The following is a 14,965-nucleotide window of genomic DNA, read 5'->3' on the forward strand; positions in this document are numbered from 1 at the left end:
GGGGTGGGAAATGAGTTCGGTTGATTATGTCATCCGGGTACTGAACTCGCCGCTACAGCTGCCTGCCGCAGACTGGAACGGGCTGCTGGCTTTGCAGGCCGACGCCAGCCCTTTCATGCGCTGGGAATACCTGGCCGCGCTGCACCAAAGCGGCAGCGCCCTGCCCGCCACCGGCTGGACGCTACAGCTCATCACGCTTTGGCACGGTGACACGCTGCACGCGGCCACCGCGCTGTACCTGAAAAGCCATTCCTATGGCGAATACGTGTTCGACTGGGCCTGGGCTAGCGCCTACCAGCAGCACGGTGTGCCCTACTACCCCAAGGCCGTGATTGCCGTGCCCTTCACCCCAGTGCCCGGCGCACGCCTGCTGGCGCGTGACCCTGGCGCGCGGGCCGCTTTGATTCAGGCGGCGGTTGCCTGGTGCGAGGAGCAAGGCCTCTCGTCCCTGCACATGCTGTTTGCCAACCCGGACGACATAGCCGCGGCCCAAGATGCCAAACTGATGCTACGCCACACCGTGCAGTTTCATTGGCAAAACAAAGTGGACGGCTACCGAGATTTCGACGACTTCCTGGCCTCGCTGGCGCAAGACAAGCGCAAGAAAATACGCCAGGAGCGGCGCAAGGTGGCCGACGCGGGCATCCGCTTCCGTTGGGCACGCGGGCGCGACATCACGCCGCAGGACTGGGACTTTTTCTACAGCTGCTATGAACGCACCTATTACGAGCACGGCAACGCGCCCTACCTGAGCCGCGACTTCTTCCAGCGCATGGCCGACACCATGCCGGAGAACTGGGTGCTGTTTGTAGCCGAACGCGAGCTCGATGGTGTCGCCAAGCCTATTGCTACAAGTTTAATAGCTATCAGCGCAGATATTGATTGCGCTAGCGGCCTAAAAAGCCCGCAAGATTTGGTGGCCTATGGGCGCTACTGGGGTGCCCTGGAGCGGGTGGACTGCCTGCACTTCGAGGCCTGCTATTACCAGCCGCTGCAGTGGTGCATAGAACACGGCGTGTCACGCTTCGAAGGCGGCGCCCAGGGTGAGCACAAAATGGCCCGCGCCCTGCTCCCAGTCAAAACCACCAGCGCGCACTGGCTGGCCCACCCGGCATTTGCCGATGCGGTGGAGCGTTTCCTGGAGCGCGAGGGCGCAGGCATCACGGACTACCTGGGCGAGCTGGCTCAGCGCAGTCCGCTCCGGCAAGAAAGTTAGGAAAGCGCCTGCGCAAAGTCAGCCAGCAGGTCGGCTGCGTCTTCCAGGCCCACGGACAGGCGAATCAGGCCATCGGCAATGCCCATCTGGGCCCGCACCTCAGCGCCGGCCTCCCAGAAAATGGTGGGTGCCACCGGGATGATCAGCGTGCGGGTGTCGCCCATGCCGGTGGCCTTCACCGGAAGCTGCAGCCGATTGATGAAGGCCAGACAGGCATCGGCATCGGCCAATTCGAACGACAGCAGCCAGGATCCGGCGCTGAAATGCTGCTGGGCCACGGCGTATTGCGGATGCGACTCCAGCCGGGGGTAGAACACCTTGACGACCGCCGGGTGGGTCTCCAGAAACTGCGCCAGCGCCAGCGCCGTGGCACTGGTCTGGGCCACACGCAGAGCCATGGTTTCGGCCCCCACGGAAATGCTATGCGCCTGCTCGGACGACAGCGACGCGCCCATGTCGCGCAGCCCCTTTTTGCGAATCTGCGCCAAGCCCCACTGGCGCGCATCGCCCTTGCGGTAGGCCGGAAAGATATTGGGATAGGCCGACCAGTCGAACAAACCGGTATCCGTCACCGCGCCACCCAGCGCCGTGCCGTGCCCAGCAATGGTCTTGGTGAGAGAGTTCACCACCAGGCTGGCGTCCACCGTCCTGGGCTGGAACAACGCGGGCGAGGTGATGGTGTTGTCCACCACGTACACCAGGCCCTTGCTGCGGCACAGCGCGCCGATGGGCGCCAGGTCGGGAATCTGGGTACCGGGGTTGGCAATGGTCTCGACGAAAACCATGCGGGTATTTGGCTGCACGGCGGCTTCCACATGGGCCACGTCGGTGGCGTCCACCGTCGTGACTTCTATGCCCAGGCTGCGCAGCGTGCCGAAAACGCTGTTGGTATTGCCAAACACATAGCGACTGGCTACCAGGTGGTCGCCCGCCTTCAACAGGGTCAAAAATATCGCCGCGATGGCACCCATGCCGGTGGCAAAGCAGACCGAGCCCAGGCCGCCTTCCATGCGCGTGATCTTGGCCTCCAGCGCCGCCGTGGTGGGCGTGCCCTGGCGGGCATAGTTGAAGCCGCCTTTGACCGTACCCTGGAACACGCCAATCAGGTCTTCAACCTTGTCAAACCCGTACTGCACCGAGGTGTGGATGGGTTTGTGCACCCCTCCGTGCTCCACGCCCATGGCCTTGTCGCCGTGCACGATGGTGGTGGTAAATCCTTGCGTAGCCATGCTCATTTCCTTGAATTCATATCAGTAGCAGCAATTAAATCATCCCTACGGGCGTATCCAGTCAGCCCGCCAGCAGACCATGCCGGTGTTACATTCTGCCTTCGCGGCCATGTCACCCTGCTTCGGCCACTTCTTGCAACTTCTTGCCTCGTTACAACACCATGCTGCAATCCATAGAAGCCCGAACCGGCACCCCCGTTGGCGCACAATTTCCTGAATCCACTCCCGCTGAAATCGACCAGACCGTAGCCGCTGCAGTTGCCGTCGCTGACGCCTTCGCCGCCACCTCGGCCACCCAACGTGCCAGCCTGCTGCGTGCCCTGGCCGTCGCACTGGAAGGCAGCCGTGAAAGCCTGGTGGCCCTGGCCGACCGCGAAACCGGCCTGGGCCTGCCACGCCTGAACGGCGAGCTGGACCGCACGGCCTTCCAATTGCGCGGCTTTGCCGATGTGCTGGACCAAGGTATTGCCCACGCCGTGGTGGACGATCCGGCCGTTGCCGGTGCCCCGCCCGTAGGCCGCCCACGCCTGGCCAAGGTCCGCGTACCCGTGGGCCCTGTCGCCATGTTCTCGGCCAGCAACTTTCCGTTTGCGTTCTCGGTACTGGGTGGCGACACCGCCGCAGCACTGGCGGCCGGTTGCCCCGTGGTGGTCAAGGGCCACCCCGCCCACCCGGAGCTGACCCGCCAGACTGCGGCCCTGGCCCAGGGCGTGGTCGCAGCCCAAGGTCTGCCCGCTGGCGTCTTTGGCCTGGTGCAAGGCGGCTCCATTGCCGTGGGCGTACAGCTGGCGCAAGCGCCTGGCATCGCCGCGATTGCCTTCACCGGTTCGTTCAAGGGCGGCACGGCTCTGGCCAAGATTGCCGCTGACCGGCCACGCCCCGTGCCGTTCTACGGTGAACTGGGTTCGGTCAACCCGCTGGTCGTGTTGCCCGCCGCAGCAGAAAAGAATGGCGCAGAGCTGGCCAACACGCTGGCCGGCTCCATCTGCCTGGGTGCAGGCCAATTCTGCACCAGCCCAGGCGTGATCCTGGTCCAAAAGGATGCCGCATCCGATGCATTCGTAGCGGCCTTTGCTCAAGCGCTGCAGGCCTTGCAGCCGCACGCCATGCTGTCGGGTGCGATCCGCTCCACCTTCGACAAGGGTGTGGCCCGCTGGAAAAACACGGCCAGCCTGAAGCCCCTGGTGGACGGTAGCGCCGAAGCGTCCGCCCCTCCACGCCCATTCCTAGCCGAAGTACAGGCAGCCGATTTCATCGCCGACCACCAGTTGCACGAGGAAGTGTTTGGCTCAGCCGCCCTGGTCGTTCGTACCGCCTCGGTGGAAGAAACCCTGGCCGTGCTGCACGCCATCGGCGGTTCGCTGACCGTGACGCTGTGGGGCGCAGAAACCGAAAGCGAAGCCACCCGCAGCCTCGTGCGCGCGGCCACGCAAATCGCTGGACGGGTGCTGTTCGCAGGTGTTCCGACCGGTGTGGCCGTGACCACGGCCCAGCACCATGGCGGCCCCTTCCCCGCATCGACACAGCCCTTCACCACCTCGGTGGGCTACGCCGCGCTGGACCGCTTCCTGCGCCCGGTGGCTTTGCAGGACGCACCGGACTGGCTGGTCGCTCGCAAGGGCGTGCCCTGCTAAGTCGGCGGTAAGAGTAGGAAGTAACTGGGCGGCTACACGCTGCCCAGTCCCATGGACCGGGTGATCACTTCCTTCATGATCTCGTTGGTGCCGCCATAAATGCGCTGCACCCGGGCGTCGGCGTAGGCCCGGGTAATCGGGTACTCCCACATATAGCCATAGCCGCCATAGAGCTGCACGCAGGCGTCCATCACCTTGCATTGCAGATCGGTGGCCCAGTACTTGGCCATGCTGGCGGTTGCAGTATCCAAGCTGTCCTTCAGCATCAGCTCAATGCAGCGGTCTACAAACACCCGGGCAATCTGCACCTCGGTCTGCAGCTCGGCCAACACAAACCGGGTATTTTGAAAGCCGGCCAGTGGCTGACCGAAGACCCGGCGCTCCTTCACATAATCCACTGTGCCCTCGATCGCCGACTGCGCGGCCGCCACGGCCGTGATGGCAATCTGCAGGCGCTCCCAGGGCAGCTGCTCCATCAAACAGACAAAACCGTGGTTTTCCAAGGCCGCCCCACCCAACAGTTGCTCGGGTGCCAGGCGTACATGGTCGAAGAACAACTCTGCCGTATCCTGCGCCTTCAGGCCCAGTTTCTTCAGCCGCTTGCCCGGCGCGAAACCGGGCATGCCACGCTCCACCAGAAACAGGCTGGTGCCCTTGCCGCCAGCTGCCGGGTTGGTCTTGGCGGCCACCAGCACCAGATCGGCGTGCCAGCCGTTAGTGATGAAGGTCTTGCTGCCATTCAGCACGTAGCTGCCATCGGCCTGGCGCAAGGCGGTGCACTGCATGCCTTGCAAATCCGAGCCCGCTGCCGGCTCGCTCATGGCGATGGCTCCCACCATGGCGCCGCTGGCCATGGCCGGCAGGTACTTGTGCTGCTGCTCCGGCGTGCCGTAGTGCAGCAGGTAGGGCGCCACTATTTCACTGTGCAGGGTGTAGCCAATGCCGGTGGTGCCAGCACGCGCCAGCTCTTCCATCTGCACAATCGAGTACAACCTGTCGGCGCCAGCCCCGCCGCAAACTTCGGGCATGGAGGGACACAGGAAGCCCTGCTCGCCGGCCTTGTTCCATACGGCTCGATCCACATAACCCTGCTCCTCCCACTGTGCATGGAAGGGCGCGATTTCCCGGGCGATGAATTTCTGAAAGCTGGCGCGGAAAGTCTCGTGGTCTGAGCTGAAAAGTGTGCGTTCTATCATGCTCTCTAATTTGATATATTTGATACAAAAGAGAAAAATACTACTTCGCAATGTACCCCAGGCCTGCCAGCCCCTGCACCGCCACTTCCTCCATTTGGGTGAAAAGAATCTGCCGGATCGTCCTTAAACGGGTCGTCATAATGGCGCGATGAGCACCTCTAATGCACCAGCCCCCGCCCGTCCACAGCCCCGATCCCCCACGGATTTGTTTCTGTCCTTCACCTGGCTGGCGTTGCAAGGTTTTGGCGGCGTGCTGGCCGTGGTTCAGAACGAACTGGTAGAGAAAAAGCGCTGGCTGACAAACGAAGAGTTCGTGGAAGACTGGGCCGTGGCGCAGATCATGCCCGGCCCCAACGTGGTCAATCTGTCCATCATGATCGGCGACCGCCACTTCGGCCTGCGTGGTGCCATGGCCGCGTTGGCCGGCATGCTGACGATGCCGCTGCTGGCGGTGCTGGCCCTCGCCCTGGTGTACACCCAGTACGCGCATTACCCCCAGGTGGTGGGCGCGCTGCGCGGCATGGGCGCGGTGGCTGCGGGCTTGATCACGGCGGCAGGCCTGCGCTTGCTGCCAGCGCTGCGGCGGCATGCGCTGGGCATACCGGTGTGCGCTGCACTGGCCGTGGCCTGTTTCATCCTCATCGCCTTGCTGCGGATTCCGCTGGCCTTTGTGCTGCCCAGCCTGGGCGGACTGGCCTGCCTGCTGACCTACCGCAAGCTCAAACCATGAATACCCTGCACGCCATCAGCATGCAGGCCCAGGACTGGCTGCATCTGTTCCTGCATTTCGTATCGCTGTCCTTGCTGGCCGTAGGTGGCGCCATCACCACCGTGCCCGATATGCACCGCTATCTGGTGGATCAGCAAAACTGGCTGACCAGCGAGCAGTTCAATACCGCCATTGCCATCGCCCAGGCCGCGCCCGGGCCAAATGTACTGTTCGTCGCCCTGTTCGGCTGGAACGTGGGCTTGAATGCGGGCGGCGGTTGGGCTGCGCTGCTGGGCATGGCCTGCACCATGCTGGGCCTGCTGTTGCCCAGCACCATACTCACCAGCGTATCCACCCGCTGGGGTCACCGCAACCGCGACTTACGTGCCGTGCGCGCCTTCAAACAAGGTATGGCGCCCATCGTGATTGCGCTGATGGTGGCCACAGGCTGGGTGCTGTCATCAGCACAGCACGGCCCGCGCGGAGACTGGAACCTGTGGCTGCTGACCGCCGTGTCCGCCCTCATCATGTGGCGCACCCGGTTACACCTTCTGTGGTTGCTGGGCATAGGCGCCATCCTGGGGGCTTGGGGCTGGGTTTGAAGGGGGCGCAGTGCCCGGGTTGTTAACTGCCCGAAAATAAGGCACTGCAATGTTTACCCTTTAAAAACAAGGGTTTACCCCAGTAATACAGCATTCATTCAGAGTTATCCCCAAAGTTATCCAGCGCCAACGGGGAGAACTTGCCATGTTCCGTGAGCCGCCATCAATCGCTACTAAATAAATAGCAACTTACGCACATATCTTCTGCGCTAGAGGCGTATTTCACCCTTAACTACCGGCAAGAGTCTGTCTGAACCCCATCGGCCACCCGGCGGTCCGCACAGCACCGCCAGGCGCGCGCGCCAGCCCTGCGCCTGCCGCAAGTCCCGCCCCAGCCGCCACCAACCGTGCAGGGCCACCCGCAAAGGGTTGTAGGTGGCCACAGGTTCGACCAGGCCGTAACGGATGGAAATATCCGCCCGCTCCTCCACAAAAGTACCGAATAAACGGTCGAACACAATCAGCACGCCGCCGTAATTGCAGTCCAGGTACTCGGCATTGCTGCCATGGTGCACGCGGTGGTGCGACGGCGTGTTGAACACCCATTCCAACGGGCCCAGCTTGGGTATCCAGGTGGCATGCAGCCAAAACTGGTACAGCAGATTCGCCGCCAGCACACCCGCTACAGCCACCGGCGGAAAGCCCAGCCACACCAACGGCACAAAGAACAAGCCAGCCCCGGTGAGCTTGCCTGTCCAACCCAGACGAAGTGCCGAGACCAGGGTCAACTGCTGGGGCGAATGGTGTACGCAGTGCGTGGCCCAGAACCAGCCCACACGGTGTGCCGCGCGGTGGTACCAGTAGTAGAAGAACTCCTGCGCCAAAAACAGGCCACCCACCGCCACCAGACTGGACAAGCCTATATCCCCTATGCGGTGCGTATAGGCCCAGGCAAACACCGGCGCGGCCAAAGACAAACCCAACGCGTCCGCCAGTCTGCGCCCCAGCATATCGGCCACCGATGTGGCGTAGGCCCGCCAGTCATAGGGCTGGCGGCGCACAAAGCTTTGCACCAGGCCTTCCAGGGTAGCGGCCAGCCAGACCAAAGCCAGCGGCCACAGCAACCAGGGCAGGTATTCCGGAGCCTTGCTGAACAAAGCCAGCATCTCAGCCGCCCGTCACGGGTTGCCCGGCGGAAGCGAGCAGCCCGCAACACATTCCGGTTCGCATAAGCTTCTCCTGGGCTCTTCTGGGTGGAGGCGAACTGCCGGCTTAACGCGTTACCGTCACCGTGCCGGTCTGACCATTTGGGCCGGTCACCGTGGATTGTGAACCGGTGCTGCTGCGCGTTGTCACCCGGCTGGCAGATTTACCATTCGGTCCCGTCATTGTGGCCGTGGCACCGGTGGTCGAACGGTCCACCACACGGCGGCTGGTCTTGCCATTGGGGCCGGTGGTACTGGACGATACGTCGCCGCGCTTGCGCAGCACGTCACGGGTGGCCGACTCCCCATTTGCTCCGGTGATGGTGGTCTGGCGGCTACGCGCCTGGGCTACGCCGGTAAAGGCGCCCAGCGCGCATGCGGCCGCCAGTGCCATCAGCACCGAGTGGCGGAAAGTCATGGAGGAAGGTGTTTGCATGGTGGTTGCTCCTGGGGTTGAGGGTTTGCGCACGAGCCTTGTGGCCTGGCCTCTATTTGACGGTCCGGACGCGCCCAGGATGACCACGGAATACGACGAAATGCGACAGTTTTGAAACATGCATGTCGCACGGCCTGCCCTCTCCTACACTCAGTGCCCATGAACAAAGCCCTGGTCCTGGTGGTGGACGACGATGCCGAGCTGTCGGCCATGGTGGCGGAACTGCTGCAGCGTGAAGGTCTGGCCGTGCATACGGTGCTGACCGCCGGCGACGGCGAGCGCGCCTTGCAACAATGGAAACCCGACGCAGTACTGCTGGACGTGATGTTGCCCGACGCCAATGGCTTTGACGTCTGCCGGCGCTGGCGTGCCGCCCACCCGGCCCTGGGCATCGTCATGCTGACTGCGCGCGGCGACCCCATGGACCGCGTGCTGGGCCTGGAAATCGGCGCTGACGATTACCTGCCCAAACCCTTTGAACCCCGTGAGTTGGTCGCCCGTCTGCGTGCCCTGCTGCGCCGGCAACTGCCCGGCCGCGCCGAATCCACGCAGCTGCGCTTCGAGGGGCTCTGCATAGACCAACTCAAACGCGAGGTGCTGGCCGGCGGCCGGGCGGTGGCGCTGACCAGCGTGGAATACAAACTGCTGATCGCCATGGCTGCCAGCCCCGGCAAACCACGCTCACGCGAGCAGCTCAGCGACGCCGTGCAAAGCGGTGGCTACAAGCCGCAAGACCGCACGGTAGACGTCCAAGTGGCCAGGCTACGGCGCAAGCTGGAAGAAGCCGTGCCCGGCAAAGCCTGGATAGACACTGTGCGCGGCGAAGGCTATGTCTTCGTACCGCGCGGCTGAGAGAGGCAAGCACATGGGCATGCTGCGCCGCCTGGACAGCCTGTTTCTGCGCCTGCTGCTGACACAGTTGGCCGTGGTGATGGCACTGGGCAGCATTGTCGGCAGCCTGTTCTACCTGGAACGCAACACCACCATCGCCACTCTGTACGCCGAGCTATGGGCGCCGCAACTCACCCAGGCAGCGGGCTTGCAACTCACACCCTCGGCTCCCGCCCAGATCCTGCAGCAAAGCGATACGCCAGCCCAGACCCGCCGCCTGCCCACACTCACGCCACGCTTCATCGCCTTGCGCAACACCCTGGCACAACGCGGCCTGTCGATAGACGAGGTCCGGCTGAACATGCGTGCCAACGAACCCATGGTCTGGATCCACGTGCTGCGCCCCCAGGCCTCCGCCATCTGGCTGGGGATGCCTGGGGAGATTGTGCTGACCGCGTGGCCCACACGCGTGCTGCTGGCGCTGACCGCCCTGGCGATCTTACTGGTGCTGGCCAGCTGGGCCTTTACCCGCCGCCTCACAAGGCCACTGGAACAGCTACGCGCGCGCATGCAGGCTCTTGCCAACGGCGACGCCCACCTGCTGGAGACGCCTGCCAGCGCCCTGCCTCCGGGTGGCACACCCGAAATTGCCGCCATCGACAGTGCCTACACCCAAGCCTTGGCGCGGCTGGCCCAACAGCAAAGCGAACGGGCCGTGCTACTGGCCGGCGTATCCCATGATCTGCGCAGCCCGCTGAGCCGCATCCGCCTGGCCGCCGAGCTGCTGCCTGACGTACCCGACACCAGCGCCCGCAAGGAGGCCATCGCCCGCAACGTAGGCGTAGCCGACCGCCTGATAGAGAGTTTTTTAGACTATGTGCGCAGCGACACCCTGCCACTGAATGAGACCGTGAATCTGGCTGAAGCCGTGCGTAGCGCCGCAACCCGCTGGGACCGCCCTGTCGAAGAGCTGCACATCGATGCCCCAACCAGCCTGCTCTGGCCAAACGCCAATGCCCTGCTTGTAGACAGGCTGGTCAGCAATCTTTTGGACAACGCCTTCAAGCACGGCCAGACACCTGTGTGCGTGCAGCTGCGTCAGCAAGGACAAGAGGTTTGGCTGGACGTAACGGACGCCGGCCCAGGCATCGCCCAGGAAGAGGTGGAGCCCTTGCAACAGGCCTTCAGCCGGGGTAACAGCAGCCGTACCCTGCCAGGCACTGGGCTAGGCTTGGCCATCGTGCGACAAATCACCACCCGCATGGGCGGACGGCTGGAATTTAGGGGTGGACCTGGCGCCTACACCGTGCGGGTCCGGCTCGGCCCGCTGTAATCACATGCGGGCCCAAATAGTGGGCGTTTATCGGAATGCAACCGTCCGTACCAGCGACGACCAGAACCGCCTCCAGGCGTACTTTTTCAAGACCGGCTGAAACTGCTGGTGGCGGTAGATGTTGATACGCGCCTGTTTGCGCGGCGTCTTACTGCCAAACACAATATTCCCGTCGCTGGTGATAGGCAGTGGGCCAAATTGGGATACCACCAGCAAGCCGCCATCGGGCGACAGCGCAATTCCGTGCGGGAACTGCATGTTTGCGCCTGGGTTTTCCAGTGCGTTGCTGGGCGCTTCTTCCGTGATGCGGTTGCTGCGGCTATCAAAATGGTAGGAGGTTATGCGGTCCGCCTCGCTGTTCGACACCAGAATGCTGTCGCCTTCGCGCGAAATCCGTATATCTTCCGGCCGAAATAGACGCGTGGCCTCGCCCTTGAAAGTCTGCAGGGGAACAGGATTCAGGCGCCCGGTTTCCGCATCAAACCCGTAAACGCAAATGCAGTTTGCATCCGCGTAGGTCACCAGCACGCAGCTGCCATCCGGAGAGAAAACAACGCCCTTGGGTATGCCGGGCAACTCCTCTTCCTTGATGAGGCTAAGCAAGCGGATCGCCGGCTCCTTGTCATCAAAACTGAAGAGCGCGACCCCGCGTTTGCGCAGCGAAGTGGAGCCGAAGGCCAGCACCATCTTATTGCCGCACCGCGACATATCCATGCCATGCGGCTTGAAGCCGGCCAGAGGCTCTGGAAACTTGATGGAAGCCAGGGGGCTGTGTGCATAACGCCCATTGGCGCCGCGCTGGTAAATCGTGAATATCTCGCTATTCCAATTGACGGCGATTATTTTTTGGCCGTCCGTGGAAAACACCACATGCTGAGGCTCATCCAGCAAAGCTGTGGGGCTTTTCAATATCTGGCTCGTCCGCGCCTGGCCGAAACGATCAATTTTGAAAATAATCAGTTGGCTGACAGTGGTAAAAGCCGCACAAAAAAGATTCTCGCTCGGATGGAAAGAAACGCTATTAATTAGGCTGTACGTCTTCGCACGGCTGGTGATGCAATCGATAGGTTGGGGTTCATAAAACACGCTGAGTCTCCTGCTTATTCTTGTATTGCCCATCAACTGCGGCAACCCGATTTCCATGCTGTGCCCCACCTCCTCCTTAATGGATATTGGTGACACGCATATTTACAATGTAAAGAATAACTGACTCTGCACTGCTTCGAGCCGCTTTCAGCAACATATACCCACAATTCAGGCGAAAACCCGCATTTTTCGAACGGTGCTTCGCCCCCTTGGGCTACAAGCGCTGGCGCAAGGCCTCGTAAAGGCAAACGCCGCTGGCCACCGATACGTTCAGGCTCTCCACCGCGCCCGCCATGGGGATGCCAACCAGCTCGTCGCAGGTCTTGCGCGTCAGCTGGCGCATGCCGTCACCTTCATTGCCCAGCACCAAAGCGACGGGGCCTTTCAGGTCCACCTGGTACAGGGTCTTGGGCGCGTTGTCGCTGGTGCCTATGCACCAGATGCTGCGCTCCTTCAGCTCGCCCAGGGTGCGCGCCAAGTTGGTCACCATGAAGTAGGGCACGGTCTCGGCCGCACCGCTGGCCACCTTGGCCACCGTCGCATTGATGCCGGCCGCGTGGTCCTTGGGAGCGATGACGGCATGGGCACCGGCGCCATCGGCCACACGCAGGCAGGCGCCCAGGTTGTGCGGATCAGTCACGCCGTCCAGCACCAGCAGCAGCGGCGGCGTGGTCAGGCTGTCGAGCAGGTCGTCCAGCGAATGGACCTGCGGAATATGTTCCACGCGCGCCGCCACGCCCTGGTGGCCGTGGCTGCCGCAAAGCTTGGCCAGGCGCAGGCTGTCGCCTTCAATCAGACGCGCACCGGCTTCATTGGCTTTCTCCAGAAACTGGCGCATGCGCGCGTCACGCCGGGTGGGCTCGTAGTAAATCTCGATGATGGACTGCGGCGCGGTTTTCAGGCGTACGCCCACGGCGTGAAAGCCGAAAAGAACTTTAGGAGAAGACATGGGGAGATTGCTACGTTATTTATAGCTGCCAGCGCAGACAAATCCTGCGCTGGCAGCGGTTTTTTCTTAAAACTTTTGCAGGCTTAGCGCGGCTTGCGCACGACCTTGCGGACCGGCGCCTTGCCCGAGCCGTTGTCGCGCGGCGGCAGGCCGGTGTGCTGGGTCAGCAGGCGGCCCTTGGTCACCGGTGAAGACTTGGTCACCACGGTGGAATTCTTCTTGCGTGCGCTCTCGTAGCCGCCGTCGGTCATCGGCTGGTAGGTCGGGATCAGATGGTGCTTGCCGTTGCCGATCAGGTCGGCCCGGCCCATGGTCTTCAGCGCGTCGCGCAGCAGCGGCCAGTTGTTGGCATCGTGGTAGCGCAAGAAGGCCTTGTGCAGCCGGCGGCGCCGGTCGCCACGGACGATGTCGACGGTTTCGCTGTCGCGGGTGATCTTGCGCAGCGGGTTCTTGCCGCTGTGGTACATCGTCGTCGCGGTGGCCATGGGCGACGGATAGAAGGTCTGCACCTGGTCGGCGCGGAAGCCGTTTTTCTTCAGCCACAGCGCCAGGTTCATCATGTCTTCGTCGCTGGTGCCGGGATGCGCGGCGATGAAGTACGGGATCAGATACTGCTTCTTGCCGGCCTCGGCGCTGAACTTCTCGAACAGGGTCTTGAACTTGTCGTAGCTGCCGATGCCGGGCTTCATCATCTTGGTCAGCGGGCCCTGCTCGGTGTGCTCGGGCGCGATCTTCAGGTAACCGCCGACGTGGTGGGTCACCAGCTCTTTCACGTACTCGGGGCTTTGCACTGCCAGGTCGTAGCGCAGGCCGGAGCCAATCAAGATCTTCTTGATGCCCTTGAGCGCACGGGCGCGGCGGTAGATCTTGATCAGCGGGTCGTGGTTCGTACCCAGATTCGAGCAGATGCCCGGATACACGCAGCTGGGCTTGCGGCAGGCAGCCTCGATCTCGGGGCTCTTGCAGCCGAGTCGGTACATGTTGGCGGTGGGGCCGCCCAGGTCGGAGATGGTGCCGGTAAAGCCCTTCACCTTGTCGCGGATGTCTTCGACTTCCTTGATGATCGATTCTTCGGAACGACTCTGGATGATGCGGCCCTCGTGCTCGGTGATCGAGCAGAAGGTGCAGCCGCCGAAGCAGCCGCGCATGATGTTCACGCTGAAGCGGATCATTTCCCAGGCGGGGATCTTGGTGGCGCCGTCATGGCTGCCGTTCTCATCCGCATAGGCCGGGTGCGGGCTGCGCGCATACGGCAGGTCGAACACCGCGTCCATCTCGGCCGTAGTCAGCGGGATCGGGGGTGGGTTGATCCACACATCGCGGGCGGTTACGCCCTCGCCGTGGGCCTGCACCAGCGCACGGGCGTTGCCGGGGTTGGTTTCCAGGTGCAGCACGCGGTTGGCGTGGGCATACAGCACCGGGTCGGACTTGACCTGCTCAAACGACGGCAGGCGGATCACCGAGCGTTCGCGTGGCGGCACCTTGATCTTGGCGAGTTCGCGGGCTTGGGAGCGGGCCAGGGCATCGCCCAGCGATGGGCTCATCTTGACGACGGCTTCTGCCGGTACGCCCTGCGGATTGGCATCGTCCTTGGAGCAGGTCGCGCCCTGCTCTGCCGCCTGCTCGGAGGTGGTCTGGTAAGGGTTGATGTGCGACTCAACCCGGCCCGGCGCATCCACCGAGGTGGAATTGATCTCGACCCAGTCGCGCCCGGTCGGGTCGTCGCTGCGGCGGATGAAGGCCGTGCCGCGCACATCGGTGATGCTCTGCACGGGCTCTTTGGCGGCTAAGCGATGGGCGACTTCGACGATCGCGCGCTCGGCATTGCCGTACAACAGCAGATCGCACTTGGCATCGACCACCACGCTACGGCGCACCTTGTCGGACCAGTAGTCGTAGTGCGCAATGCGGCGCAGCGAGCCTTCGATGCCGCCCAAGACAATGGGTACATCCTTGTAGGCTTCGCGGCAGCGCTGGCTGTAGACGATGGCCGCGCGGTCCGGGCGCTTGCCGCCGATGTCGCCGGGGGTGTAGGCGTCGTCGCTGCGGATCTTGCGGTCGGCGGTGTAGCGGTTGATCATCGAATCCATATTGCCCGACGTGACGCCGAAGAACAGGTTCGGTTTGCCCAGGGCCTTGAACGGGTCGGCGCTCTGCCAGTCGGGCTGGGCGATGATGCCGACGCGAAAGCCCTGCATCTCCAGCATGCGGCCGATCACCGACATGCCGAAGCTCGGATGGTCCACATAGGCGTCGCCGGTGACGATGATCACGTCGCAGCTGTCCCAGCCCAACACATCCATCTCGGCGCGGCTCATCGGCAGGAATTTGGAAGTGCCAAAGCGGGCCGCCCAGTACTTGCGGTAACTGGTCAGCGGCTTGGCGGCGCGCGCGAAAAAGGAAACGTCGACGGGGGCGTTCATGCAAAACTTTGTGGGGATTAACCCGCGATTTTAAGGGCTGGGGCCCCGTTACGCACCCAGACGCGCATATGGCCCCACGTCCCTCTACATGGCTTTAGGGGTGCAGCGCCGCATGCTCACACAAGAAAACCGGCGCTAGCGCAGATGAAAGCTGCGCCAGGCGCTCCTATAAGTAG

Annotated in this window: 13 protein-coding genes; 6 read left to right on the top strand and 7 right to left on the bottom strand. The window is 62.9% G+C overall.

Annotation, left to right across the window (positions count from 1 at the left end; all coding sequences use genetic code 11):
• Nucleotides 1-10 precede the first annotated feature (10 nt).
• Nucleotides 11-1,216, top strand: a complete 1,206-nt coding sequence (locus tag AC07O2_RS13385; protein ID WP_495076233.1) for a GNAT family N-acetyltransferase — start codon at nucleotides 11-13, stop codon at nucleotides 1,214-1,216.
• On the opposite strand, the gene AC07O2_RS13390 is transcribed toward AC07O2_RS13385, so the two are convergent.
• Nucleotides 1,213-2,445, bottom strand: a complete 1,233-nt coding sequence (locus AC07O2_RS13390; protein WP_495076234.1) for a cystathionine gamma-synthase family protein — start codon at nucleotides 2,443-2,445, stop codon at nucleotides 1,213-1,215. The two genes, AC07O2_RS13385 and AC07O2_RS13390, sit on opposite strands and share 4 nt — an antisense overlap.
• A gap of 161 nt (nucleotides 2,446-2,606) precedes the next feature.
• Between AC07O2_RS13390 and AC07O2_RS13395 the strand changes: the two genes are divergently transcribed.
• Nucleotides 2,607-4,079 carry an aldehyde dehydrogenase (NADP(+)) gene (locus tag AC07O2_RS13395; RefSeq protein WP_495076235.1) on the top strand — a complete coding sequence of 491 codons (1,473 nt, stop codon included), beginning with the start codon at nucleotides 2,607-2,609 and terminating at the stop codon, nucleotides 4,077-4,079.
• A gap of 32 nt (nucleotides 4,080-4,111) precedes the next feature.
• Here the strand turns inward: AC07O2_RS13395 and AC07O2_RS13400 are convergent, their stop codons facing one another.
• Nucleotides 4,112-5,275, bottom strand: coding sequence for an acyl-CoA dehydrogenase family protein (locus tag AC07O2_RS13400; protein WP_495076236.1), 1,164 nt, complete (start codon nucleotides 5,273-5,275; stop codon nucleotides 4,112-4,114).
• Between the two features lie 148 nt (nucleotides 5,276-5,423).
• On the opposite strand from AC07O2_RS13400, the gene AC07O2_RS13405 reads away from it, so the two are divergent.
• Together AC07O2_RS13405 and AC07O2_RS13410 are read left to right on the top strand one after the other, a co-directional pair.
• The gene (locus AC07O2_RS13405; protein WP_495076237.1) at nucleotides 5,424-6,005 is read left to right on the top strand and encodes a chromate transporter; all 582 of its coding nucleotides are present in this window, start codon (nucleotides 5,424-5,426) and stop codon (nucleotides 6,003-6,005) included.
• Complete coding sequence (locus AC07O2_RS13410; RefSeq protein ID WP_495076238.1) at nucleotides 6,002-6,586, top strand: chromate transporter; 585 nt, start codon at nucleotides 6,002-6,004, stop codon at nucleotides 6,584-6,586. The genes AC07O2_RS13405 and AC07O2_RS13410 overlap by 4 nt, the downstream gene beginning before the upstream one ends.
• A gap of 209 nt (nucleotides 6,587-6,795) precedes the next feature.
• On the opposite strand, the gene AC07O2_RS13415 is transcribed toward AC07O2_RS13410, so the two are convergent.
• Complete coding sequence (locus tag AC07O2_RS13415; protein WP_495076239.1) at nucleotides 6,796-7,692, bottom strand: sterol desaturase family protein; 897 nt, start codon at nucleotides 7,690-7,692, stop codon at nucleotides 6,796-6,798.
• 106 nt (nucleotides 7,693-7,798) lie between these two features.
• Nucleotides 7,799-8,167, bottom strand: a complete 369-nt coding sequence (locus AC07O2_RS13420; protein ID WP_495076240.1) for a hypothetical protein — start codon at nucleotides 8,165-8,167, stop codon at nucleotides 7,799-7,801.
• 159 nt (nucleotides 8,168-8,326) lie between these two features.
• Here AC07O2_RS13420 and AC07O2_RS13425 point away from each other — a divergent pair, with 159 nt between their 5' ends.
• Together AC07O2_RS13425 and AC07O2_RS13430 are read left to right on the top strand one after the other, a co-directional pair.
• A complete protein-coding gene (locus AC07O2_RS13425; RefSeq protein ID WP_495076241.1) occupies nucleotides 8,327-9,019 on the top strand; it encodes a response regulator transcription factor in 693 nt (230 codons plus the stop codon).
• A complete protein-coding gene (locus tag AC07O2_RS13430; protein ID WP_495076242.1) occupies nucleotides 8,997-10,331 on the top strand; it encodes a HAMP domain-containing sensor histidine kinase in 1,335 nt (444 codons plus the stop codon). Before AC07O2_RS13425 ends, AC07O2_RS13430 begins: the two co-directional genes overlap by 23 nt.
• A gap of 27 nt (nucleotides 10,332-10,358) precedes the next feature.
• Here AC07O2_RS13430 and AC07O2_RS13435 read toward each other — a convergent pair whose 3' ends face one another.
• The 3 genes from AC07O2_RS13435 to AC07O2_RS13445 all read right to left on the bottom strand — a co-directional run bounded on the left by AC07O2_RS13435 (nucleotide 10,359) and on the right by AC07O2_RS13445 (nucleotide 14,789).
• Nucleotides 10,359-11,417, bottom strand: a complete 1,059-nt coding sequence (locus AC07O2_RS13435; RefSeq protein WP_495076243.1) for a lactonase family protein — start codon at nucleotides 11,415-11,417, stop codon at nucleotides 10,359-10,361.
• Between the two features lie 214 nt (nucleotides 11,418-11,631).
• Entirely contained in the window at nucleotides 11,632-12,366 is a 735-nt protein-coding gene (gene rlmB / locus AC07O2_RS13440; RefSeq protein WP_495076244.1) for a 23S rRNA (guanosine(2251)-2'-O)-methyltransferase RlmB, read from the bottom strand.
• Nucleotides 12,367-12,449: 83 nt separating this feature from the next.
• Nucleotides 12,450-14,789, bottom strand: coding sequence for a YgiQ family radical SAM protein (locus AC07O2_RS13445; RefSeq protein WP_495076245.1), 2,340 nt, complete (start codon nucleotides 14,787-14,789; stop codon nucleotides 12,450-12,452).
• Nucleotides 14,790-14,965: the final 176 nt, after the last annotated feature.

The sequence above is a fragment of the Rhodoferax sp. GW821-FHT10B06 genome, from assembly GCF_059415605.1.